Origin of the sequence: Pedobacter steynii (genome assembly GCF_001721645.1) — a bacterium.
GTDB classification, from domain to species: Bacteria; Bacteroidota; Bacteroidia; order Sphingobacteriales; family Sphingobacteriaceae; genus Pedobacter; species Pedobacter steynii_A.
In genome coordinates, this window is sequence record NZ_CP017141.1 from 4,981,062 (window position 1) to 5,003,528 (window position 22,467).

Annotated in this window: 25 protein-coding genes; 16 read left to right on the forward strand and 9 right to left on the reverse strand. The window is 39.7% G+C overall.

All coding sequences use genetic code 11. From position 1 onward, the window contains the following. Nucleotides 1-21: 21 nt before the first annotated feature. From BFS30_RS20600 to BFS30_RS20615, 3 genes are all read left to right on the forward strand, one after another. A complete protein-coding gene (locus BFS30_RS20600) occupies nt 22-1,155 on the forward strand; it encodes a TlpA disulfide reductase family protein (RefSeq protein ID WP_069381021.1) in 1,134 nt (377 codons plus the stop codon). Nucleotides 1,156-1,222: 67 nt separating this feature from the next. Beyond that, nucleotides 1,223-2,374 carry a TlpA disulfide reductase family protein gene (locus tag BFS30_RS20605; RefSeq protein WP_069381022.1) on the forward strand — a complete coding sequence of 384 codons (1,152 nt, stop codon included), beginning with the start codon at nt 1,223-1,225 and terminating at the stop codon, nt 2,372-2,374. Between the two features lie 592 nt (nt 2,375-2,966). After that, nucleotides 2,967-3,728 carry an amidohydrolase family protein gene (locus BFS30_RS20615; protein WP_069381024.1) on the forward strand — a complete coding sequence of 254 codons (762 nt, stop codon included), beginning with the start codon at nt 2,967-2,969 and terminating at the stop codon, nt 3,726-3,728. Between the two features lie 222 nt (nt 3,729-3,950). Here BFS30_RS20615 and BFS30_RS20620 read toward each other — a convergent pair whose 3' ends face one another. Both BFS30_RS20620 and BFS30_RS20625 read right to left on the reverse strand, forming a co-directional pair. After that, entirely contained in the window at nt 3,951-4,529 is a 579-nt protein-coding gene (locus tag BFS30_RS20620) for a Crp/Fnr family transcriptional regulator (protein ID WP_069381025.1), read from the reverse strand. Nucleotide 4,530: 1 nt separating this feature from the next. After that, nucleotides 4,531-4,887, reverse strand: a complete 357-nt coding sequence (locus tag BFS30_RS20625) for a nuclear transport factor 2 family protein (RefSeq protein ID WP_069381026.1) — start codon at nt 4,885-4,887, stop codon at nt 4,531-4,533. Nucleotides 4,888-5,757: 870 nt separating this feature from the next. On the opposite strand from BFS30_RS20625, the gene BFS30_RS27970 reads away from it, so the two are divergent. Beyond that, nucleotides 5,758-5,988, forward strand: coding sequence for a hypothetical protein (locus tag BFS30_RS27970; protein WP_167353176.1), 231 nt, complete (start codon nt 5,758-5,760; stop codon nt 5,986-5,988). A 3-nt stretch (nt 5,989-5,991) separates the two neighbouring features. Here BFS30_RS27970 and BFS30_RS20630 read toward each other — a convergent pair whose 3' ends face one another. After that, nucleotides 5,992-6,375, reverse strand: a complete 384-nt coding sequence (locus BFS30_RS20630) for a hypothetical protein (RefSeq protein ID WP_157262988.1) — start codon at nt 6,373-6,375, stop codon at nt 5,992-5,994. Between the two features lie 354 nt (nt 6,376-6,729). Between BFS30_RS20630 and BFS30_RS27535 the strand changes: the two genes are divergently transcribed. Beyond that, nucleotides 6,730-6,945, forward strand: a complete 216-nt coding sequence (locus tag BFS30_RS27535) for a TIGR04139 family peptide modification target (RefSeq protein WP_083252332.1) — start codon at nt 6,730-6,732, stop codon at nt 6,943-6,945. 318 nt (nt 6,946-7,263) lie between these two features. Further along, a complete protein-coding gene (locus BFS30_RS28080) occupies nt 7,264-7,431 on the forward strand; it encodes a cysteine peptidase family C39 domain-containing protein (protein WP_237028622.1) in 168 nt (55 codons plus the stop codon). Nucleotides 7,432-7,563: 132 nt separating this feature from the next. On the opposite strand, the gene BFS30_RS20640 is transcribed toward BFS30_RS28080, so the two are convergent. Continuing rightward, complete coding sequence (locus BFS30_RS20640) at nt 7,564-7,806, reverse strand: hypothetical protein (RefSeq protein ID WP_069381029.1); 243 nt, start codon at nt 7,804-7,806, stop codon at nt 7,564-7,566. A gap of 169 nt (nt 7,807-7,975) precedes the next feature. Between BFS30_RS20640 and BFS30_RS20645 the strand changes: the two genes are divergently transcribed. Continuing rightward, complete coding sequence (locus BFS30_RS20645; protein ID WP_069381030.1) at nt 7,976-9,490, forward strand: PAS domain S-box protein; 1,515 nt, start codon at nt 7,976-7,978, stop codon at nt 9,488-9,490. A 171-nt stretch (nt 9,491-9,661) separates the two neighbouring features. Then, a complete protein-coding gene (locus BFS30_RS20650; RefSeq protein ID WP_069381031.1) occupies nt 9,662-10,030 on the forward strand; it encodes a response regulator in 369 nt (122 codons plus the stop codon). 229 nt (nt 10,031-10,259) lie between these two features. Here BFS30_RS20650 and BFS30_RS20655 read toward each other — a convergent pair whose 3' ends face one another. After that, entirely contained in the window at nt 10,260-10,613 is a 354-nt protein-coding gene (locus BFS30_RS20655) for a hypothetical protein (protein WP_069381032.1), read from the reverse strand. 278 nt (nt 10,614-10,891) lie between these two features. Here BFS30_RS20655 and BFS30_RS20660 point away from each other — a divergent pair, with 278 nt between their 5' ends. Together BFS30_RS20660 and BFS30_RS20665 are read left to right on the forward strand one after the other, a co-directional pair. Continuing rightward, nucleotides 10,892-11,629: a sulfite exporter TauE/SafE family protein gene (locus BFS30_RS20660; protein ID WP_069381033.1), complete on the forward strand. Its 738-nt coding sequence runs from the start codon at nt 10,892-10,894 to the stop codon at nt 11,627-11,629. Between the two features lie 624 nt (nt 11,630-12,253). Beyond that, nucleotides 12,254-12,445: a cold-shock protein gene (locus BFS30_RS20665; protein ID WP_048905418.1), complete on the forward strand. Its 192-nt coding sequence runs from the start codon at nt 12,254-12,256 to the stop codon at nt 12,443-12,445. Between the two features lie 635 nt (nt 12,446-13,080). Here BFS30_RS20665 and BFS30_RS20675 read toward each other — a convergent pair. Next, on the reverse strand, nt 13,081-13,335 hold the full coding sequence (locus BFS30_RS20675) for a hypothetical protein (RefSeq protein ID WP_069381035.1): 255 nt from the start codon (nt 13,333-13,335) through the stop codon (nt 13,081-13,083). 156 nt (nt 13,336-13,491) lie between these two features. On the opposite strand from BFS30_RS20675, the gene BFS30_RS20680 reads away from it, so the two are divergent. Continuing rightward, entirely contained in the window at nt 13,492-13,845 is a 354-nt protein-coding gene (locus tag BFS30_RS20680) for a hypothetical protein (RefSeq protein ID WP_208602995.1), read from the forward strand. On the opposite strand, the gene BFS30_RS20685 is transcribed toward BFS30_RS20680, so the two are convergent. Continuing rightward, nucleotides 13,828-14,553, reverse strand: coding sequence for a hypothetical protein (locus BFS30_RS20685; RefSeq protein ID WP_069381036.1), 726 nt, complete (start codon nt 14,551-14,553; stop codon nt 13,828-13,830). The genes BFS30_RS20680 and BFS30_RS20685 overlap by 18 nt on opposite strands. Nucleotides 14,554-14,715: 162 nt before the next feature. On the opposite strand from BFS30_RS20685, the gene BFS30_RS20690 reads away from it, so the two are divergent. From BFS30_RS20690 to BFS30_RS20710, 5 genes are all read left to right on the forward strand, one after another. Beyond that, complete coding sequence (locus tag BFS30_RS20690) at nt 14,716-15,231, forward strand: hypothetical protein (protein WP_069381037.1); 516 nt, start codon at nt 14,716-14,718, stop codon at nt 15,229-15,231. A 266-nt stretch (nt 15,232-15,497) separates the two neighbouring features. Then, entirely contained in the window at nt 15,498-15,962 is a 465-nt protein-coding gene (locus BFS30_RS20695) for a hypothetical protein (protein WP_069381038.1), read from the forward strand. Between the two features lie 151 nt (nt 15,963-16,113). After that, nucleotides 16,114-16,488: a nuclear transport factor 2 family protein gene (locus BFS30_RS20700; protein ID WP_069381039.1), complete on the forward strand. Its 375-nt coding sequence runs from the start codon at nt 16,114-16,116 to the stop codon at nt 16,486-16,488. A gap of 322 nt (nt 16,489-16,810) precedes the next feature. Further along, a complete protein-coding gene (locus BFS30_RS20705) occupies nt 16,811-17,419 on the forward strand; it encodes a Crp/Fnr family transcriptional regulator (RefSeq protein ID WP_208602996.1) in 609 nt (202 codons plus the stop codon). A gap of 57 nt (nt 17,420-17,476) precedes the next feature. Then, nucleotides 17,477-18,133 (forward strand): SDR family NAD(P)-dependent oxidoreductase, encoded by a 657-nt coding sequence (locus BFS30_RS20710; RefSeq protein WP_069381040.1) that lies wholly within the window; start codon nt 17,477-17,479, stop codon nt 18,131-18,133. Between the two features lie 125 nt (nt 18,134-18,258). On the opposite strand, the gene BFS30_RS20715 is transcribed toward BFS30_RS20710, so the two are convergent. Further along, on the reverse strand, nt 18,259-19,017 hold the full coding sequence (locus BFS30_RS20715) for a hypothetical protein (RefSeq protein WP_157262989.1): 759 nt from the start codon (nt 19,015-19,017) through the stop codon (nt 18,259-18,261). A gap of 24 nt (nt 19,018-19,041) precedes the next feature. Then, nucleotides 19,042-22,365 carry a TonB-dependent receptor gene (locus tag BFS30_RS20720; protein ID WP_083252146.1) on the reverse strand — a complete coding sequence of 1,108 codons (3,324 nt, stop codon included), beginning with the start codon at nt 22,363-22,365 and terminating at the stop codon, nt 19,042-19,044. Nucleotides 22,366-22,467: the final 102 nt, after the last annotated feature.

The window sequence follows — 22,467 nt, forward strand, 5'->3', positions numbered from 1 at the left end:
CGAAACTTAAAAAAAAATATAATGAAAAAACAATTTTTCACTACACTACTGGTCTTGTTTATTGCGATTGCAGCATTTTCTCAAGAAAAATATACCATTCGGGGAAAGTTAACAGATGTGGATAAGGCGACCAAAGTCTTTCTGTATTATTATGCTAATGGTAAGTACATCCGCGATTCCACGACAATTTCAAAAGGAGAATTCATTCTGTCAGGGCTCATTTCTGCGCCCATTAAAGTTACGCTGGAATTGAATTTTCCCAAAGAGGGAATACCAGATTTTAGGGACAATCAGGAGCTCTTTCTTGATAAAGGGCTGATTGAGGTTAACGGAAAGAAGTTAAGTAATGCTTTAATCAAAGGTGGTAAGACACAATCTGAATACCTTATTCTGAAAAGCAGGCTTAAACATATAGAAGATGAAGTAGCGGCTAATACCAGGCAAATAGTAGCCCTTAAAGAACCAAGGAGTGAGCAAGCCATCTCTGAATGGTATATCAAGTTACACGAGTTAAAGAAAAAAATGTCCCCTATAGAAGAGGGTTTCATAAGAGAATTTAACGATTCTTATGTAAGTCTTGATTTGGTGGAAAGCAGGATATCTAATCCATCTGGCCTGGCATCCCTATATCCCTTGCTTTCGGATTCACTAAAAAATACAGAAAGAGGGAAGAGAATGGGGGACAGGTTAGCAGGTGCAAAAAGAACTGATGTCGGACAACAAGCTATCGACTTTACAAGAACGACCATTGATGGAAAAAGGCTTTCATTATCCGATTTAAAAGGGAATTACGTGTTGTTAGATTTTTGGGGCAGTTGGTGCGGACCCTGCAGAGCAAGTTTTCCTCATTTAAAAGAAGTGTATAGCAAGTATAAAGATCAGGGTTTTACCATCGTAGGAATTGCACATGAGCGCGGTACGCCCGAGGCAGGAAAGAAGCGATGGAAAGCTGCTCTGGAAGAAGAGGGATTACCATGGTTACAGGTGATGAATGATGATGAAAGTGTCTCACAGTTTAATATTGTGGATGCTTACGGATTGAGCGGATTTCCAACGCTGGTTTTATTAGACAAAGAAGGCAAAATCATTGCGAGATATCTTGGAGCGAATGAAAACAGCTTGGATGAAAAATTAAAGGAAATTTATGGTAAGTAGGTAATTTCTGGCCCGTGTAAAGTAAAAGCTATATTTCAATAAATAACCGCGTAATAACTCATAAACAATGAAAAAAACATTATTAACAGCAATGGCGTTCTTGCCATTTGCTACTATGGCGCAGAAGCCATTCAGCATTGACGGAAATGTCAAGGGATTAAAAACAGGAGACAAAATATATCTGGTTTATGCTGCAGATGAGAAGAATATTTCAGATTCCACAACGGTAAACGGGGGGGTGTTCTCATTTAAAGGAACCCTAAAAGATCCGGCAATGGCTAATTTATTCTTAAACAAAAATCCTTTTGTAAACCGCCCTGCAAAAGGTGAAGTACTGGATTATCTTGCTTTATACCTGGAGCCTCTCCCTATGAAACTTATCGCAGCAGATTCTTTGAAAAATGGAGTCATCACGGGATCAGTGATTAATGATGATGATAAAAAATTGAAAGCGCTGAGCAAACCAGTGGAGGACCAGCTAGCTGTGATTCAGGCAGAATTTACGAAATTTACAGATGAACAGAAGAATGATAAAGTTGCCATGGAAGCGATTAGGGCACGTTATGATAAGGCATCTGCGGGGCTAGCGCCTATTCTGCTGGACTATGCTAAAAACAATCCGAAATCTTACATCAGTTTATCAGCCTTGGGTCAGCTTGCTGGTGATCCGTCCATGGCCGCAGAGGCTGAGAAAGCATTTAACGGACTTACGCCTGCGCTAAAGGCGACAAAAATAGGTTTGGGGCTGGCAGAGACTTTTAACGCAGCTAAAAAAACAACAGTTGGCGTCATGGCAATGGATTTTACTCAAAATGATGTGAACGATAAACCTGTTAAGTTGTCAGATTTTAAAGGCAAATATGTATTGCTTGATTTCTGGGCCTCATGGTGCGGACCTTGTCGTGCGGAGAATCCAAATGTGGTAAATGCATATAATAAATACAAAACCCGAAACTTCACAGTCCTGGGTGTATCTTTGGACAATCCCGGTAAAAAAGATTTATGGCTACAGGCAATTGAAAAAGATGGCTTAAACTGGACTCAGGTGTCTGACTTAAAAGGTTGGTCTAATGTGGTGGCCAAACAATATGGCATTCAGTCTATTCCTGCAAACTTTCTGATTGATCCGACTGGAAAAATCATCGCGAAGAATATCAGGGGAGAAGAATTGCAGAAGAAACTTGCTGAAGTGATTGACGGGGGAGCTAAATCAAAATAAGCTAATTTTCTTAACAAAGCATTTAAATGGCGCACTAGGATGTTTCCTGGGGCGCCTTTTTTGTTCGATTTCTTAAAATGTCATTTTTTCTAGAAGCATTAGTCAACAACCTTAGAGTTCTCTGGTTTTAAGTTACTGGCAAACGAACTGAATCTATAACTCTTTCTCAAATTGGTTTGTTACCATGGGATGTAGAGCTTCTGGTTTTTCTAGTTCAGGAGAAAAACAATATCTTGAGGCAAGTATATTGCCCTGAATTTATAAACTTTAATCCTAATACTCCCAGATCATACAAACGGCCATGGCTTTAATCTGCTTCATGGGATTGGTAAGGATGGTATCTATCATCTCCTTTTCCCATTGCCACAAGCTGATTTTTCACCAACAATGGCCTGATTGGAAATTTACGATTTGGGCATTATTGTCTACGCTGACTTTAGGCATTATTATAGCGAGAATATTTGGATTTATTTTGGATGGCCTCTTTGCAAAGCAATTCCTGTGGCTGTTGATCGAATTGGTAATTTTAGCTACTTTTAGCTTTTAATATTGGAGACAGAAAGCTACAAACTGATCACTATCAACTTTAACTATGAAGCTATTTGACTCTCATTTTCACATTATTGATCCAAAATATCCGCTTGTCGAAAATAACGGTTACTTGCCGCCCGACTATACAACCGATGATTACCTGCAAGCCACAGCTATGTATGGGATAACAGGGGGAGCGATTGTTTCCGGATCGTTTCAGGCGTTTGATCAGAAATATTTAATTAACGCTTTAGATAGGTTGGGTAAGAATTTTTTTGGTGTAGCAAATATTCCTTTAGATATTGACCAGGAAGAGTTAGAGCGCTTGCAGATAGCGAATGTTGTTGCTGTTCGCTTTAACGTCAAAAGAGGCGGTTCAGAGAAAATGGACCATATCGAGAAACTTTCGAACTTTGTATTTAAAAAATTCGGCTGGCATACAGAACTCTACATCGACAGCAAGGATTTAAGTAATTTTAAGTCAGTCTTACACAATATTCCAAAGTTTTCGATAGATCATTTAGGACTTTCCAAAGAGGGGCTTGACGACTTGTATTACTGGGTTGAAAAAGGGGTGAAGGTGAAAGCAACAGGTTTCGGCAGAATAAATTTTGATCCATTGCCCGTCATGAAAACAATCTATAGGATTAATCCGGCCGCTCTCATGTTTGGTACAGATTTGCCTTCAACCCGTGCTAAGGTGGCTTTTTCAATAAAAGATTTGCAGTTACTAGAAAAAAACTTTGCACCCGATGAACTCGAAAACATCTTCTACCTAAACGCTTTGAATTGGTACAGCAAATGTAATAGTAAAATTTATTAAGTAATTTTGGTAAAAGCTTATAACTTATACAAAAATAAAAAATTCACTATTTTGAGTGTATCGCTTATGTTCTCGTTGGTAAATATTATTGATTTCTGAATTCCGTCAATAGAAGATTCTAGAATGGCCTTATCCTCTTTAAATTTTTTAAACCATTCTGATAAGTTGTTGACGGGCGATTCTCCGCCGGAGAATTCCTTAGAGTTCAGTTAAACGCGAACGCTATCCATTTCTCTTACGGATCATGCTCAAAAACACTGGCGTAATACCCAGATACGAGGCAATGTGTTTTTGGGCGATGCGTTGTTCCAGTTTAGGGTAAAGGTGCTGAAACTGTATATAACGTTCTTCGGCGGATCTGGAGATGATTGAATTAACGCGCCGCTGATATAAACTGAAACCGTTTTGGGCCAGTATCCGAAAAAAACGTTCCAGTTTGGGCACATCAATATACAATTGCTCCAAAGACTGATAACTGAAATAAAATAGTTCGGTAGTTTCCAGCGCGGCGATGCTATAATAGGCCGGTACCTGACCCGAGAAGCTAGTCATGTCTGCCGCCCACCAATTCTCGGGGCAAAACAGAACGTTATGCTCCAAACCGTCCTTATCCCGGTTAAAAACACGCAGGCAACCTTTGTCAATGAAATAAAGATTACGGCATGTCTCACCGGTTTCTAACAGCATTTTATTCTTTTCTAACGTTTTATGTTGCAGAACAGACGTTACGTACGCCTCTTCTGCAACATCAAGATTAACGTGAAGGGCAAAGTTTGCAAGTATGTGTTCAAAAACAGGCATCCTACAAGGTAGGAACAAATCCTATAATCTTAGTCATCTTATTTTCTTCATTATATTCTGCATAGTCGCTGCCTGCAAATTCACCATGGCCGGGAATATTGATGCACCACGAGTAATAACAATGATGATCGAAATACTCCGGCTCAGTCAATAAGGAAAAGGTACGGCCGGGCACTTTCTCATGCGAAGACATTACCAAATCAACAAATGCATCAATTCCTTTTACCAAAGGTGTTTGCTTGTCCTGGTAAGTGATTTCATCAGCGAAGATTTGTGCAAAAGCAGCTTTCACTTCTGCTGCTGTCTTTTTGTTCCAAGCGCTTGTGTAGCGCTCAACTGTTTCTTTCATATTTTTCATATCATAAAATTAGGGATTCGTCCTCAGCTGAAAATTAAAGTAGTTTAATAAATGAAAATTTTTAAAGTAAGAGCATGACAAGTAAATTCAGGACTGCACACAGTTTAAATGCGGAACGAATGGCCACTTTTGGCGAAATACCCATGCTGACAACATCCGCAAAACTTATGGATTACTCTAAGCTCCAGGTTCAGCTTAATTACCTTTGCTAAGTAGAATAGGGAACTGCATTGGTAGAGTTGAGCAAAGAATGCTTGAATAGAGATGCCATGCTGTAAAGCTGGAAGTCTGGCTTGAGAAAGTTAATATGAATTTTTTAAAGAAAACATCAAGGATCACAAGTGACGATTCAATTCAAATTTTGTATATTTGTCTATTATAAACACAAAGTAATTAAAGATCAATTTAAAAAAGAGATCTGCTTTATATGTTTACTGTTATAAATGGCTGATAACCAGTGTTTTACAAGAGTTATTTAAATGGTTATTTTTGGACTCTGGTTGTACCTTCATCTTCATAACTTGCTGATAATCAGTGTTGCTTACTTTCTGTATTGGCAAGTAGCCCTGTGTAATTACGAATAATTATGTTTAATAGTGAATAGTAAGTAGCTTATTGTTAATAAGTTATGTGTATTTCTTTTGTCTAAATTCTTGGATAATTGCCATAGTTTTTCACACATTTATACCTCGAGCACAAAATTTTACCCCCAAAAAAGACAGGGTAAAACATTGCGCTTAATGTCATCTAATTCCTCTTAATTCTCCTTAATTACCCTAAAAAGGGCTAAAAAAAGGAGAGATAACTACCGATGATTTAAGCGAGAAAAAGGTGCCAGTGGGATAATGAGAAGGAACAAAAAAGAAAACAATGAGTTCAAACATCAACATCCAAAGAATATGTGAACACTGCGGAAAACCGTTTCGGGCGAAAACCACCGTAACGAGGTTCTGTAGCCCAAGATGCAATGGCAGACATGCCAAACAAAAGATCCGCGATTTAAAGATCAAAGTGTCCGATACACAGGTTAAAGAAAACCTACCTTTAGTCATAAACCATCCGGTTTTATTGGAATTCTTAACCATTAAACAAGCTGCTTAACTTTTAGGGCTCTGCACCAAAACCGTACATAACATTCTCCAAAGTGGTAAAATTAAAGCCGTTAGGTTCAGTGCTAGAAAAATCATCATTAAAAGAATAGAAATCGGCAAAATATTTGAACAACCCGAATTTGAAGCCCCGATAAGAGAAAAGCCTAAAAAGAACCCCCATCCAAGATATTGTTATACTATGGCGCAGGCACAGGATAGATTCAACTGTTCTGAAAAGGCTCTGTATGACCTGATCAAAAGGAATAACCTGTCCAAATTCCAAGATGGCTGGTACACCTATGTGCTGAAATCCGACCTCCACGGCATTTTTAATCAAAACCTTTAAGCTATGTCTAAAGTCACTCTGCGCAAAAAAGCTATCACTAAAAACAGGCACAGTCTGCTTTTAGATTATTATCCGCTGCCTTATAGTTCATTTTCTTATGCTTTAAAATTGTCGCAATGGAGTCAATCGAATTAGTTTGTACAAGTGCATTTGTTGGAAGCCTTACGAATATTTATTGAAACCTTACAAATATAAAAAGAGCCTTGCATTGCCAGGCGCTTATGCCCAACTTTAAAATAATTATGGCGGTAGTGCTAGCAAATTAAATTTATACCGTGGTAGTTAGCAATTTATATTAATATTTTTTGTAGACGTACAACTGATTTTTTATAAATAGCAATTTAACCAAAACCCAAACGCCAGGGTAAGTTGGCGCTTATCAATCAAATATTAAAACTTAACAAAATGATAAATTTAAAAGGGATGCAAAAAAGCTTGTCTTCATTGGAAAACAAGAAGCTAACTTTAGAAAGTTCTAAAGCTATATTAGGTGGTTTAGCTGGGGGCCCTAAGTATATCGTATCTAACCTTCGAGACGAAAACGGGTGTCAATTGGTCGATTACTATCATAATGGTAAATGGTGTGCTAGATTTAGCGATTGTAAGAATGAATATTGCTAATAATCAATTCAATGTAATAAAAAATAGGTGGCATGAAGAGCTTTTCTTTTTAAAAAACGAAAAGCTTGCAGACTTAAATTTTATTAGCGGTGAAGATTGAGCTCATCGAACTATAGTTGATTTAATTTTCCTAAATAACGTAGTTTCATGAATAAAAAAGCCCCACAGTGATGGGGCTTTTTAAAAATCTATAATAATTTAAAATCCAAATCAGCAAATGACATTAAACAGGACTAAAAATAGATAAGTAACTGATAATCTTTATGATGGATGCATTACTTACACATCGCAATTAGAACGTACAGCACATAACAAAAAATGAAGAAGTCTAAAAATTTCCCTTTCTTTAAACAACCTGATGCCAAAGACTGTGGTCCAAGTTGCTTGCGTATTATTGCAAAGGACTATCAAAAAAATATTAGTTTACAGCAAATCAGAACACTATCTGAAACGACGAGAGAAGGAAGTGGTTTACTGGGGCATTAGTAATGCGGCAGAACATTTAGGCTTTAAAACATTAGGCGTAAAAATAGATTTTAATACGGTAAATAAAGCGGCAGGAAAAGTTAGCTTCAAGCGCAATAAAGCCAAAATGCTGAGGTATAATATACGCGAGCATTAATTTAGATGACGGGGAATGGTCAATATGATCTGTTCCCCGTCTTTTTTTTGTTTAAATAGCACCGGAATCTCTGCCAGTGGGATAACCGGCATGGTCCTTATTATTTGTTGTTCTTTAGCCAGATGATCTTCCTTAAGCGTAGGTCCATTAAGGTGAATCCGCATCGGAACCTTAATTTGCTTTTTCGCTTCCCTGACATCAGGCTGATCGTCAAATCCGACGCTTACATCTGTTCGCATTGTGGGGACTAAACATAGAAATAATATTTCACCACCCTCGGCGCTGCCTTACTTGATTATATTTGCAGTGCTGATCAGACTGGTCCGGAAACCTTTATGGGGATTGTCAGGCCATTTTCATTCAATCTAAATTGATTTTATATTTAGTATTTTTGTTAAAATAACCAGCATGTACGAGACGAAAGATATTCAGCAACTGCGTGATACCATGGCTCAGGATCAGATTCGGATCAAGGAGTTGGAACTTCGCAACGAGGAACTTACCGACTTTATAGAAAATGCTGCTGTTCCTTTGCATTGGGTCGATAAGCATGGAAAGGTCATCTGGGCGAACCAGGCGGAGCTGGACGCGTTGGGATATACGCGTGAGGAATATATCGGAGCGCCGATAGCTACCTTTCATGCTGACGAAGATGCGATTGGCGAGATCCTGAACCGCTTAACGAACAATGAAACATTAAATAATTACCAGGCCAGGCTTAAATGTAAAGATGGCAGTATCAAGCACGTGCTGATCAGCTCTAACGTGCGCAGAACCGATGGTAAATTTGTACATACACGTTGCTTTACCAGGGACATTACCCAGATCGTTTTGGAACAGGAGCGAAAGAACGAATTGATCCGGCAGCTTGAAGAAAGCGAGGCCCGGCTTCGAATGGCTACTGACATTGTCGACTCGTCCTTTGATGCCATCATCAGTAAGAAACTGGACAATACCATTACCAGTTGGAACAGGACCGCAGAGCAGCTATTTGGCTATACTGCTGAAGAAATGATTGGCAAATCCAGTCTGCTGCTGGTCCCCGGGGAAGTGATGGAGCATGAAAAGGAGATGTATGCGCGCCTGGAGCGGGGAGAGCGTATAGCCCACTTTGAAACTAAACGTAAAACCAAAAGTAATCAGGTCCTGGATGTATCGATGACCTTGTCGCCGATCATCGATGCCACTGGAAATATTATTGGAATATCTAAAATCATCAGGGACATCACTGAACGAAAGCTGGACGAACAGCGGAAAAACGACTTTGTAGCCATGGTTAGCCACGAGCTCAAAACACCTATTACCTCTATTCTCTCTTATATACAAATGCTGCATGCAAAAGCCAAAAAGAATGGGGATGATTTTGGTATTCAGATACTTGCCAGAACCGAGGTCCAGGTCAAACGGATGACTCAGATGATCAACGATTTCCTGGATATCGCCAGGCTTGAGGATGCCAAAATCCGGCTTTCAAAAACGGAGTTTGAACTGGAGCCTCTTCTCCGGGAAGTCGTCTCTGAGATGCAGGTCGTTTACACCAGTCATCCAATACAGTTCGATGCTTGTCCCGGAGTAAAGCTTTATGCGGACCGCGGAAAAATCGGACAGGTCTTTACTAACCTCATCAGCAATGCGATCAAATACTCGCCAGAGGGCAGTGACATCCTCATCAGGTGTGAGCTTATAGGTGAAAAAGTGCAGGTATCTGTTATCGACCATGGCGTCGGGATCAGTAAAGAAAATCAGGAAAAACTGTTCGAGCGGTTTTACCGGGTTGAAGATGACCGGATCAGGAATATATCTGGTTTTGGCATCGGCCTGTATCTGGTGTCTGAGATCTTGCGCTATCATGATGCAACTATTAGGGTGAAAAGCGCTATAGACAAAGGTTCTGCTTTCACATTTTCTATCCAGGTTCTGTAGGACAAGCCTATTTCTTATTGACTTTAGATGATGTGTTTATGGATGTCCAGACACGTTTCCTGAAAAGCAAGGAATCTGTTTTTTAATTATAAGAAACACACACTTCCAGTCTGCAATCAAACTATTAGGGCTCCCAATGGTTATAACTGTAACATCAACCTTGCGAAAACTATGAATACCCCGAAACCACGCATTTATGTAGTTGAAGACAATTACGACATTGGATTTGTTCTTGAGTTATTTCTGAACGAAGAAGGCTTTGAAGTCAAATTATTGCCGACGGCAAAAGAATTTAAAAAAGCCGTAAAACAGGAATTGCCTGATCTGTTCTTGCTGGATGTAATGTTGCCGGACGGAAATGGCATAGATCTCTGTCATCAAATCAAAAAAGATCCCCGCAGTAAACGTTTACCCATTTTAATCATGTCTGCACAAGAAAATGCAGATGCTGCAAAGAATTGTGAAGCAGAAGATTTTATTGCCAAACCGTTTGATCTGTTTGGCCTTTTACATAAAATTAGACAGAATCTGCCTAATTGAGGTGCTTTCTTTGTTTAACCTGCTGAGGTAAATTAGCCGTAGTTCCTTTTCCAATCATTTTTGAGTTTGGTGTAGATCGTTTCGCTGCTCTCTTTTCCAATGTCAGGTGTCTTGAACATGGTAAGCCTCCAGGTTTTCCAGGTAAGAAGATTTGCGTTGCTTAGACATTTGGGATATTAACAAATTGCTGCAAAACAGGCTGAAAGAAGCCGTGATTTTAAGATTATTCTTATACCACTAAGTTTTCAATCAGATAAGCGTTGACGGCAGAAAGGTATTCCTTTGGTATATCGTCGCATCCTTTGTGCTCCAGGTGATGCAGGTCTTTTGCCGTTGCTTCAATAAAAACCCCGGACTGGCTATTGTATTTGAGAAATCCCAGGTTGAAAAATCGCTCCTGGACTGATGAGGAGCTGTCCCTGGTTTTCAGCAGCATTCTTTTGATGTGAAGACTTTCCTTGCCTATGAGCAGCCATTCATAGCTGCGCTCAATGCCATCCTCCTCCGGAAGAGAAATCTCCAGGATGGCCAAGTTGGTGTTGTCGAGAAATTCGTGGCAGTCAAAGTCGATCTGTCTGTTCATATGCTAATAAAATGTGAAATTATCCCGTTTCGGATGTGCATCAATTGTGCCAGATTTTTAATTGCCGATGGCGGCTTATAATCAAGAGAAAATTAAGCATCCGATTCTTGAAAATTATGAGGATTATGAATGGTCGCCTGTTGCTACGACTGGACTGCACCACGGTTGGTTTTGGGGAAGTAATGTGAGATGTAAATGTTTAATTTAGCACTTAAAAAGCCGTTTTATTTGTCTTTAAGGCTAGGTTTTCTCATCCTGAATCGTTATATTAAAGACTTATGGAGTTTATTTATATTTATGTCTTTGTAGTGAGTTTTATGGCTACGCTCGTACGTTCAACGTTTGGTTTTGGTGAATCTTTGGTTGCTGTTCCCTTGTTTATTTTGTTTATTCCGCTGAATATCGCTGTCCCGCTTTCAGTTTTGATTTCAATTTTGGTTGCGCTGGTCGTGGTTGTCCAGGATCATCGCCAGATACATTTCAATAGTGCCAAATGGTTGATCTTTTTTGCAGTTCTGGGTATACCAATTGGTTTGGTTATTTTGATCTATTGCAATGAGTTCTGGGTTAAGATTGCTTTAGGACTGCTGATCATCACTCATGCGCTTTATTCAATTTTTGGGAAAAATACGCAGCATCTAAAGACAGATAGCAAGTTATGGCTTTTCATTTGCGGTTTTTTGTCGGGTGTATTCGGGGGTGCCTATGGGGTAAATGGACCGCCACTAGTGGTTTACGGCAATATGATGAATTGGAGCGCTAAGCAGTTCAGGGCAACCCTTCAGGCTTATTTCTTACCTGCAAGTTTTATTGGTGCTGTTGGATATTTTGCAAATGGATTGATTACAATTCAAGTGCTCAAGTATTTTGTGATTTCTCTGCCTGCTGTCATTCCAGCAATATTTTTTGGGCGATATTTGAACCATACCATTAAGGAGGACTTTTTTAGCTATGTTTATTTTGCACTTATTGTAATCGGCGTTTTTTTAATTGTCAATTCATTTATGGCGTCTTGAGAAGAACTTATAAAGCTACCCAAATGAATAGCTTTCACAAACTCTGAAACTTTATCTTTTCAATATTGTTCTGATTAAGTCCTTAATTTTAATACGCCTACATATGCCGGAATTACCTGATCTTGAAGTCTTCGCCGCCAACCTGGAAAAACGGTTCAAGCATAAAACCTGGAGCGCCTGGAGGTGCAGGTGGCTAAAAAGTTAAATGTGGCGGAAAAGGAGCTTAAGTAAACTTTAGAGGGGTATCAGCTGAATGCACTAAAACGCGAGGGGAAAACCATCCAGCTACAGATGGGTTTTAGTTGCAGGCTGTCAGGCTGAGCAGCACGTTTCGGCTGATTTGGTAATCACTATAGGTTTGTTCAAGCGGGAGGATGGTGTTCCATTTCCTCAAGGGCTGCGGAATTGCAGTTATGATCAGCTTTCAGTGAACGTACGGCTGATCAGCAAAGAGGTCATCAAGTATCTGAATCTTGAAATTTAGTTATGAAGTTGAATTCAAAAAAAAATATTTTGATCTATAATTGTTGCGTAAAATATAATTCTAATTTTTTTTTTATTTTGAAATAAAATTTTATATCTCAAATATTTTAGTATCTTTGGATATAATTAATATATAATACAATGCAACAAGGAACAGTAAAATTTTTCAATGAGACAAAAGGTTTTGGATTTATCGTGCCAGCGAATGGTGATAGCGAAATCTTTGTTCATTCTTCTGGTTTAATGGACAACATTCGTGAGAATGATTCAGTAAGCTATGACATCGAGCAAGGTAAAAAAGGCTTGAACGCAATTAATGTTAAAATCAGCTAATTAGATTTCCTTCATAATTGATGAATCACCTGCTTTTAGCAGGTGTTTTTTTTTGCCTTTTTTTGCGTGTGATTAAGAATGAGCCGTATGGAGTTTAGTTTTTTGATCTCTCTATGGGTGTGTGTTTTTGCCCTGGAATTCAATAGTACATTATGATCAGGATAGAAAAGGCAAATTTTGGGGAGTTGAAAACTTTGCAGGATCTCGGGAGAACGACTTTTTTGATACTTTTTCCGAAAACAATATGGAGGCTGACATACCGCATTATCTGGCTGTAAATTTCAGCCTGGATAAATTAAGTATTGAGCTGACGTTTGGGAGAAGAATCACAGTGCAATCCGATTTTATGAGAAAAATGGTTTTGTAGCTTTTGATACGCATGTTTTTAAGATGGGAGATGATGAGCAGACTGACATCATGATGCGGAAGCCGTTGACTGTTATAGATACAAAAGGAGCTTTTCATACCTGTGGATTCTGATTTCTCAACTAAAGGCTTGCGCGATTTCTAAGGTTTTCAGAAGGGAGGCGCCTCAGGCGGAATGTAGAGATTATAGATTTGATTTATCTGAAATCTTCAATTATTAAGCTTTTTAGTAAGGAAGCGGTAAGGACTGGTTTGCATGTCAGGACTGCTTAGGTGTAATGTGCGTCAATCGCCTGTCCGATGGACTGAATTTCTTCCTGCTCCAGATTGCCCTCCACTAGGTGCCAGCGACTGTCTGCATCTTGATGAAGGATGCCCAAGGCTTCGTTGTCACGGGTCACGCGGTAATTCCGCTCGTGTTTTGGATTAGCGGCCGGATAGTATGTGGTGATCGTGAATGTTAAGGGTTCAAGCCCGGTGTTGATCGCTACTGATATGTTAAATATTTCTTCTTCTTGCTGCATGGCCTGTTATGGTTTATAGGGTAAACATCTGCCAACTGAAATAGTTAGTCCAAATCGTACACTGTTTTGAAAGCCGTTTGCCATTACCTGCTCGTGATGGCTAATTGATGGTTTATGATTTTGGGGCACCATTATTGGAAGCTAATAGGAAAACCTATGATAGCGATTGATAACGTACAACCTTTAAGCCCTGAAAGTTTATTTGACCTTTTAAAAACGGAATTTCCTGCTTATGTGAATGAACAGCTCGGTAGCAACCTGGCTGTGGAATTTGTCCACGTAGCTGATATTGTGAATATCAGCTTCCCTGAAGTTATTGACGGTAATGCCTACACGATTAGGGTAGGCGATAATAGCCTGGAACTCACTGACCACACTATAGGTGGCACTTACAATACAGCGTTGCTGGAACAGCGTCTGATGGAATTTCTGACTTTGAAGGCAGGATATGCTGGAAACGATCATCTCGCTTCCCATAATACTACCGGACTTTTAATCGCAATACAGTAGGTCGCCGCTACTCATTTCACCAATGACCTGGTCTGCATATTCCTTCTTGATAATATATATAAATGCTTTTAGATAAGGTTCTTTCTTTCGCTCTTTTATGATCTGTTGGTCCTTATCAGTACCAACTTTCAAAGCATTGCTATCATTTTCACTTACCACACAATATTTAATGATCCTGTCTTTTAATTGCCAGGTATAAATATCAAATGGTTTAATGAATTCTCCCTTGGTTTTAGCTGCCTGCCCATATTTGTCATTCAATAGCTGTACAAAGCTTTGAGTCTCTTTCAAAGAAATCTTCCCTGCAACCGCGTTGAAAACCATTAATTTCCCGGTTACAGTTGTGGCAAAATTAATTGCATTAAATTCAAAATCACCGAATCTTGCAATAACATCTTTGTAGGAAAATGTTTGCTGTTTATAGTCAATTCTTACGGACTGCTCACTTCCTATAAATTCGCCATCTGAAACGGTGTCCGCACCAATTATTTCAGATTTTATTTGGTAATAATTAGTATAAGTTTTGTGCTTGTTTTTGGCTGATACAAACGTCGATAACTTGCTGTCCAGGTTAAAATCTTCCAGTTCTATAGCTGGCTCCTTTTTACAACCAATCAGCAAAAGCGCTAAAAGTAACAATCGATATTGTTTTATCATTTTAATAGGGTTATGTCTGTTATTCGTTCCGGTAAGAGATTCTAAATTCATTGGATGTTGATGCCCGTATGGTTCATCATGAAACAGGAGACATCGTCGGCAATTTAGCCATTATTTGTTTATTCTATAATATGCCCGCAAGACCAGCCGTGTCAGCCGGTTATATTTAAGGAAGAAATTCATAACTTGTGCCAACTACTTTTCCGTTTCCTTATGTTCGAGCAAAGAAGCTTTCAGCAACTGTTCAGTGAGTTTTCATCCAGAAAGTCACCTGTGAAAAACGCCGACAAGATCGGGTTAAATGATCCTTTCTATCTTGATTACATCCTGAACTATGAAGGCCTGGAGATTATTCCCGATATCGGGCTACTGGGCTATGAGGAAGTATTGCGGGAAAACAATTATCTGGCGGCGAACTATCCTCAATTGGCTGACCAGGTATGGATGATTGGCACTTCCGGTCAGGGTGACGGCTGGTTTGTGGAGTGCAATACGAACAATGTCCTTTTCTACGATCATGATTTAGGTGAGTACGAAAGTGTGCTCTCTTTCCGTGATTTTAGCATTGGCTTTAGTGAGTTCGTACCGGCCGCTTTCATGCTCCGGGAACTGGAAACTAAGCTGTATGAAGAGGAGGTGGAGGCCGAGACTGTCGAGCATGTTTTTAAACAGTCAATGACCTGTATAAGCAGCACTTTTATGGAGCTGTATCCATACCACTATTTTTAGTTGGCTATGGCATGCATCTTGAAGACAGTCGTATTGGTCTATTAAATAGCTAATTTTATGATTTAAATCTATTTACTTTTTTTGTCGGTTATGAAGCTATCATCAGCATGTTCATCGCTGTTTGTAAGCGGTATGCTTATGGTGGTTTCATTGGAAAATTGACTAAAGCGTTTATTTTATATGATAAAGATTTCGTCCATATATTCTAACTCAAGTCAAAAACATGGCGGTAGTGAGGAGTATTTACTCAGCAATATTTTATAATTATGGAAAGAAAAGAACCTTTTTGCATCGCTTTAGGAGAAAACCTTATCGTTGCAATTTTCAATGATGAACTTGCAGAATTGCAAGATTATGCCATGGATGCAGGAGATACATTGGGGTATATTATGGGGACGGATGCCTGGCTGGAGTTGCAAACAAAAGGAGCCAGATCCGCACTTGTGGCCAGAAGCTACGACAAAACTTATTTTACTTGTTTTGTAGGTGATGAAATCGTCGAAAAAATAAAATACCTTGAGGAGAGTGGGATTCTTGTCCTTTCATCAAATGTAGAATTAAGACCGGAAGAACTCTTGAAAGACTTTAAAGAAGATTCGAGCCTTGATGATATTAGTTACTGGATTGAAGACAGGAGCGAAAAGAAAGGTGTGGATATGGGAGGCCTTATATTTTGTTATTACTCAATAGCGGCAAGAAAAAGGCTTCATGGAAACGATTATATCGATTGATAACTGGCTGACAGGTCTAAGTTCTATAATGTTTGATTTTGGCAAGATGTGATCAATTATCGTTTTTCTTACACTTATATATCTAATTAAACTGTTTATAATATAAATTTGTCCCGCTATGGCGATCCATAGTCGTATAAATAGATTTATTATGGATAATAAACTAACAGAAAACAACATCCTGGAACAGGAAAATAAACTTTACAACGCAATCAAAGATGGGAATATCACCGCTCTTGACCAGTTGCTGCATGATGACCTGTTGTTTATTCTTCCAAGCGGGGAAACCATAACCAAGGAGAATGATCTGGATACTTATCGCGATGGAGCATTAAAGGTGGACGAACTTCTACCGGAAATTGAAAACCTAAATATTATCGATGATCTAGCGGTGATCACATTGACTATGAAATTGAAGGGAAAGTTTAATGACGTACCATTTGAAGGTAACTATCGTTATATCAGATTTTGGAAAAAATTCGGTGATGGGATTAAAGTAGTAGGCGGAAGTGGAAGAGCAATTTGACCAGAATAATGATAATTACAAAAACTGGAGCAGTTAATGAATTTCACTAGGTATAGTGGCCATTAATTGCCGCGCCTATTGCATCTACCTGTTCCATATCACCGTCGAGTAGCTTCCAGCGGTGATCGGCATCTGCTCCGAGGACGGCAAGGGGATTGTTGTCGCGTATGACTTTGAAAGCGGGGTAGCCGTAATCTAAATCTGCATTAACTAATCATTTGTATATTTGCACCACGTAAAAGCAAGGAAATATAATGAATGGAGTTTTGAAATAGGTTTGAAAGATAATCTTGGATATTCCAATTTGTGTTTTTATAACAGTATGCAAAAGACAGATGCTTCCCCAGACAGATTAATGGATAATTTTAAATCTTTTTTAAAAGAGCTTTCTCCTATTTCAACTGAAAGCTGGAATAGGTTTTCCAGATTGTTCAGTCCAAAAATTTTGAAAAAGGGTGATTATTATATCAAGGAGGGTCAGATAGCAAATGAGATTGGCTTTCTCCAAACAGGTGTCCTTAGAGTATTTTATAGAAATAATGAGGGTGTTGAATATAATAAACATTTTTTTCTACCCTATTGTTTTATTGGTGGATATGCCTCATTGATCTCCAAAAAATCAAGTCTGATCAATCAACAGGCACTTACCGACTGTAATCTATTCGTGGCTAACTTTAAAGATATACAAGATCTCTATCACACATTTCCCGACATCGAGCGAATGGCAAGTGTGGTAGCAGAACAGCTTTTTATACAAAAAGAAAAACGGGAAATAGAGCTCGTCCTATTGGATGCAGAAAAACGGTATCATATTTTCCAAAAGGACTTTCCATTATTAGAACAGCAAATTCCACAATATCATATTGCTTCCTATCTCGGTGTAAGTCCTACCCAGCTCAGCCGTATCAGAAGAAAAATTCTCAGCAAGTGATTTCTTTACCTATGTAAATGGAATTCATCAGTCCCTTCTCCATATTTGCACAATAAAATGAGAATTACAAACAACACCATACTGATTACAGGCGGTTCTGATGGGATCGGTCTGGCTCTGGCAAAACGTTTCCTCTTATTGAAAAACAAAGTTATCATTACAGGAGAGGAATTTGGAAAACTTGAAGGGATAAAAAAAGATTTTCCTGAATTGATCGTACTTGCAGGAGACCTGACCGAACAAAATTCAATAAATGAACTGGTCCTTTTTATTGAGCAGGAATATCCTGAAACAAATATATTGATTAACAGTGCTGCTGTTCAGTACAACTATGATGTAATGGACGAGCCAGACTTTCTTCGTAAAGCCGACCATGAAATTTCTTTAAACCTTATTGTACCATTAAAACTTACCGCATTACTGTTGCCAACATTGCTAAAGAATAAAAACAGTGCGATTGTAAATGTCAGTAGTGATGAGTTTATAATACCACAGAAATCTGCTGCCGTTTATTGTGCTACAAAAGCTGGAATTCGCAGTTTTACCAAGTCGCTCAAGTATCAGTTAGCAGATACACAGGTCAAAGTTTTTGAAATCATTCCCGCATTGATCAATACACCAATGACAGCAGAGCGTGGCAAGTCATTAATAGAACCTGACAATTTGGTTGATAAATTTATCACAGACTTTTACAATGACAGAAATGATCAGTGAAACGGTCAATAAGAATTCATTTGGGAGCAAAAGATGGGTAAGTTTCGGGAACTGTGTAAGCAGGTCCGGGCAGCAAAGACCCGGACCAAAATAGACTCTAGATAAGAGTCGACTATGTTAATGTTCTATCTGGGAAAGATTGCCACCAGATCAGTTTGAGGATCCGGCACTGGTTTGTTTGACGCCGCATCATACCTTATACCTACATGCCAACTTTGTACACCGCCTCCCTGATACCCGTATTTATTCGGCAATATAAGTGCAGACATGTAGCTACTGTTTACGTCATTGTTCATGATGTACTCTTTTTTTCCGGCTTTCAGCAATAAAACGTACATTTCCCCTTCCAATGGCGGCACTTTGATGAATTCTGTCCACTCACCCGGTTTGACATTTCTAGCCAGATATTCTACGGCGTTGACATCGGAGCCGTCGCCATACACAATATCCACAGGCATATTTGCTGGGAAATCAAAATAAAATGCAATCTGTTCCGTATTTGGAATTGCTTCAGGATATTGATATTTCTCTGTCAGTTTTTGCCCATCATAAAAGAAAGAAATAGATTGAGTATTTGCATTACTGCGCTCGATAGTATGAGTATAGAGCACTTCCCCGGTACGCTTTTTTTTGAGTTCCATTTTTACAGGAGCTTCACCTTGAAAAGCAATATTGCCTTCAAACCTAACCTGACCGTAAAATTCCCTCATTTTGACACCGTCAAAATACTGTTCCAATGTATCTTTCATCACGAAACCTTTAAATGCAACGGGGCTCAACTTTTCAATTGGAAGGACGGCCAACTCACCATTCTTTTCACAAGACTGAGTAACCATGGCCAGCATCAGCATGACCACTATTATAATATGATATCTTTGTTTCATGTTTTATTTTTTATTAATCAGGAATTAGAAATTGTAGGAAAGCGAGAGACTAAAGCTACGTCCTACATATCTGGTAAAAGTTTGTCGGTCTCCGACCTGCTGAGAGAAGCCTTTACTGTTGTCCGCATAGCCTTCTTCGAATTTATTTGTAAAGCCCCACTTATATTTAAATACATCGTTCCACTCCGAATTGGCTGGGGGGTTCGCGTTTTTAATTTCGTATGTAGAAGCATCATTGATGTAAAAACGGTATGGTCTGTCCGTCAGGTTACTCATGTTTAGCTTAAATTGCGCTTTGTTTCGGTAAAAACGGTAACCAACCTGTGCATCGATCTGACTTCTCGGTCTTTCATATTCGACGAGGTTGGGGTCATTTCCGGTGATAAAAGTCTTATATCCCATGTAATTGTACACCAGGTTTAGGCTTAAATGTTTGCCTGTGTAGTTTATTCCGCCATTGACTACCGTTGGGACCTGACCATATAGCGGGCGTTTATATTTCATATACTCAAAATAGGAGCGTTGTTCTCCTTTCTCATCAACTTCGTATCTGGTGACTCTTGACTGCACCTCCGACTTCAATAAGGTAAGATTTCCGCTCAGTGTAATTTTCTTAAGCAGGGCGACGGATGGGGCAATGAAGCCAAGAGATTTGCGGACTTCGAGCTCAATACCACGAATCTTGCCCCAGTCGGAATTGTTGGTGTAAACATAAAGGTTATCTGTACCGGAGACATCATTGACTGCATAGAATTCCGCAGGCTTGTCAAAGTATTTATAAAAGCCGCCAATTGAAATGACGTCACCTGCACTGGGAAACCATTCTAGTTTGACATCATAATTGTCAATAATAGAAGATTCCAATCCCATGTTGACCTGCATCCTTCCGAAGTTTGTATTGTATCTGGAGAACCTGGAATTATCCATCAATGATGGCCTCACAGCTGTCTTGGCATAGGAAACACGCAGGTTGAGGTTATTTACTGGTGTATAAGTAAGGTGGGCTGAAGGCATAAACTTCCACCTTACACTGTCTCTAAGCGTCACTTCCGGCGTCCACTGCATATTGCTGCTGTTCTGCAGACTGTCATACCTGAAGTATTCGTAACGGCCACCCCAAACCAACCTTAGGTTTTTAGCAATCCTGTTGTCAAACATTGCATATACCGCCTTGTTGACATCCTTACCTTCGTATCTGCTTAAGTGATAAGAATAGGGCATGTACAGGACATCTGTCATAGGGTTTTCCATCCCCATACGATCACCGAATTGTTGTACCGGCATATAACCGTATGGATTGTCCGTTGCCACAAAGCTAACTATCGGCAGCATATTCCATTCATAGGTCGCATGCCTGTCCAAATAGAAAACCCCGGTTTTAAATATTTGCTTTTGTTTTCCAATGGCGAAGTTTACAGATGCGTTAAGGGCTGCGGTTTGATTGCGCTCCTTGTAAACGAACTTGTCACGTTCCAGCATTCCGCCACCACCCGATGTGCTGCCCTGACCTGGCAGGTATTTATAGATTAGCTTATTGGCCATCTCTTCCGGAGCGAGTCCTGCTTTGATCGCATCAATTTCCCGGGCATCTATCGACACTCTGGCGGCATTCCATTCCAGCTTTATGATTCCCAACAAATGCTCCCCGCTGATCTTATTTTGCAAAAGATCAGTAAAAACAGGGCGGTCATCTTCCATAATCCCAGGATGCTTTTGAAGGTCATCGTCTTTGGGGTTGCCATATCTCCAGCCGCTGATCCGCTCAAGTTGCTCGTTGAACACGCGCGAATAAAAATTATTTAAGGTAATCTGATGTTTCTCACCGCGGTAACCTCCATTCAGTAATGCGCCCAGTGTTGTGTTGAAATTGTACAAATTCCCCTTATTGATATTGTCAGGGTCATCCGGAGTCGCATTGATTTCCCAGCCCCCACGCCTGATATTGGGAATGTCATCTATACTTTGGGTATTGCGGTAACTCAAGGAACCAACGAAACCAATCTTTTGTGATTGCTGTTTTGATAGGCTGTAGCTCCGTCCGATGCTCAGCTGATAATTCTGGGAGGGCATGCCGCGAAAAATTCTGCTACCCAGACGCTCAGTTCCTCCAATTCTTTTGTTCTGCTCCGCTATCTCGGCAGCTGTGGTGTTTCCCGGATTGTTATTCCTTGGGTTAAAACTCGAAACTTCTTTCAGCCCAGCAGGAAAGTAATTTCTGCTTCCGTCATCAAAGCCGAGATGATCATATTTTCCACGCTTATAGCCGTAAAAATCTTCCCCTACGGTTCGTGTATTAAATGAAGTTCCGGCACTGAAAGAAAGAAAATTTTCTGTCGGAATGGAAATGGTATGGACCTGGATCAATCCGCCACCGAAACCGGCGGTCATGTCGGGTGTGGCTGATTTGTTGACGACGATGCTTTCCACCAGATTACTCGGAATGAGCGTAAAGTCGAAATTCCGGCTTTGCACATCTGTACTGGGCAGCATGATGCCATCTAATTGTGCTACGTTATATCTTTCTGCAGCACCACGTACTACTACGTTTCGGTTATCTGTAGTGCTTAGGCCCGTGATTCTTTTTAAGGATTCACCGATGTGCTTATCCGGTGTAGCGCTGATTTGCTCTGCGGAGATCCCGTCAGTTACGGAGGCTGCATTCTTTTGTCTGGCATATAGACCTTCTACAGAAGCTTTCTTGTAAGAACTGGTGATGACCACGGCATTCAGGCGCTGAGCATTTTCTTCGAGTACGATATTCAAAGGCGTATTTTGACCGGATAACACCTTTACATCTGAGATCCGGGTGGTGTGAAAGCCGATGTAGCTTGCCTCTATGGTATAGGTACCTGGGGGCAAGGAAATCTGATAACTACCATCTACAGCATTGGCTACCGTTTGGTTGAGTTCCAGGATTTTGATAGACGCACCAGGAAGTGGTCCTCCCTTATTGTCGAGTATTTTTCCTGATAGACGGCCAGCCTGAACAGGTTTAGACGTAGGTTTTGCCCTACCGATCACCACATTGTTATTGATGACTTCATAATCATATACTGTTAATTTTAGTAGTTTATTTAGTACTACAGGAAGGGATGTTTCACGATAAGACTGTGCGGGTACCGATACCCTTAGGAGTAAATTTTTGTCATACGAAAAAGCAATGCCTGTACTTTTTTCAATTCTGGCTAGTACAGCTGCCAGGTTTTCGTTTTTAATACTTATGGTAACTTTAATTTCATTCAGTTTCTGGCCGCTGCTTTCGCTGGCCCAGATTAAGCTGCTGAAACCAATAAATAGTCCTAATACAACGGTCGTGACTCTCATAATCGCCGTGACGTTTTTTTTCATGTTTTTTTTGTTGTTCAAAAGATAGGGGAGGTAATGCGAATTAATCCCGACTTGATATTGCCAGTTCACATAGGTTTCCTATTTTTGATTGTTGTTAAACGG

Bases quoted from the DNA above. Each gene is read 5' to 3' on its own strand.
- BFS30_RS20600 (WP_069381021.1), top strand. From the start codon at position 22: ATGAAAAAACAATTTTTCACTACACTACTGGTCTTGTTTATTGCGATT.
- BFS30_RS20705 (WP_208602996.1), top strand. From the start codon at position 16,811: ATGCAAAAGACAGATGCTTCCCCAGACAGATTAATGGATAATTTTAAA.
- BFS30_RS20695 (WP_069381038.1), top strand. From the start codon at position 15,498: ATGGAAAGAAAAGAACCTTTTTGCATCGCTTTAGGAGAAAACCTTATC.
- BFS30_RS20650 (WP_069381031.1), top strand. From the start codon at position 9,662: ATGAATACCCCGAAACCACGCATTTATGTAGTTGAAGACAATTACGAC.
- BFS30_RS20710 (WP_069381040.1), top strand. From the start codon at position 17,477: ATGAGAATTACAAACAACACCATACTGATTACAGGCGGTTCTGATGGG.
- BFS30_RS27535 (WP_083252332.1), top strand. From the start codon at position 6,730: ATGATAAATTTAAAAGGGATGCAAAAAAGCTTGTCTTCATTGGAAAAC.
- BFS30_RS20605 (WP_069381022.1), top strand. From the start codon at position 1,223: ATGAAAAAAACATTATTAACAGCAATGGCGTTCTTGCCATTTGCTACT.
- BFS30_RS20685 (WP_069381036.1), bottom strand. From the start codon at position 14,553: ATGAATTTAGAATCTCTTACCGGAACGAATAACAGACATAACCCTATT.
- BFS30_RS20690 (WP_069381037.1), top strand. From the start codon at position 14,716: ATGTTCGAGCAAAGAAGCTTTCAGCAACTGTTCAGTGAGTTTTCATCC.
- BFS30_RS20675 (WP_069381035.1), bottom strand. From the start codon at position 13,335: ATGCAGCAAGAAGAAGAAATATTTAACATATCAGTAGCGATCAACACC.
- BFS30_RS20615 (WP_069381024.1), top strand. From the start codon at position 2,967: ATGAAGCTATTTGACTCTCATTTTCACATTATTGATCCAAAATATCCG.
- BFS30_RS20715 (WP_157262989.1), bottom strand. From the start codon at position 19,017: ATGAAACAAAGATATCATATTATAATAGTGGTCATGCTGATGCTGGCC.
- BFS30_RS28080 (WP_237028622.1), top strand. From the start codon at position 7,264: ATGAAGAAGTCTAAAAATTTCCCTTTCTTTAAACAACCTGATGCCAAA.
- BFS30_RS20625 (WP_069381026.1), bottom strand. From the start codon at position 4,887: ATGAAAAATATGAAAGAAACAGTTGAGCGCTACACAAGCGCTTGGAAC.
- BFS30_RS20680 (WP_208602995.1), top strand. From the start codon at position 13,492: ATGATAGCGATTGATAACGTACAACCTTTAAGCCCTGAAAGTTTATTT.
- BFS30_RS27970 (WP_167353176.1), top strand. From the start codon at position 5,758: ATGAGTTCAAACATCAACATCCAAAGAATATGTGAACACTGCGGAAAA.
- BFS30_RS20720 (WP_083252146.1), bottom strand. From the start codon at position 22,365: ATGAAAAAAAACGTCACGGCGATTATGAGAGTCACGACCGTTGTATTA.
- BFS30_RS20645 (WP_069381030.1), top strand. From the start codon at position 7,976: ATGTACGAGACGAAAGATATTCAGCAACTGCGTGATACCATGGCTCAG.
- BFS30_RS20660 (WP_069381033.1), top strand. From the start codon at position 10,892: ATGGAGTTTATTTATATTTATGTCTTTGTAGTGAGTTTTATGGCTACG.
- BFS30_RS20620 (WP_069381025.1), bottom strand. From the start codon at position 4,529: ATGCCTGTTTTTGAACACATACTTGCAAACTTTGCCCTTCACGTTAAT.
- BFS30_RS20655 (WP_069381032.1), bottom strand. From the start codon at position 10,613: ATGAACAGACAGATCGACTTTGACTGCCACGAATTTCTCGACAACACC.
- BFS30_RS20665 (WP_048905418.1), top strand. From the start codon at position 12,254: ATGCAACAAGGAACAGTAAAATTTTTCAATGAGACAAAAGGTTTTGGA.
- BFS30_RS20640 (WP_069381029.1), bottom strand. From the start codon at position 7,806: ATGCGAACAGATGTAAGCGTCGGATTTGACGATCAGCCTGATGTCAGG.
- BFS30_RS20700 (WP_069381039.1), top strand. From the start codon at position 16,114: ATGGATAATAAACTAACAGAAAACAACATCCTGGAACAGGAAAATAAA.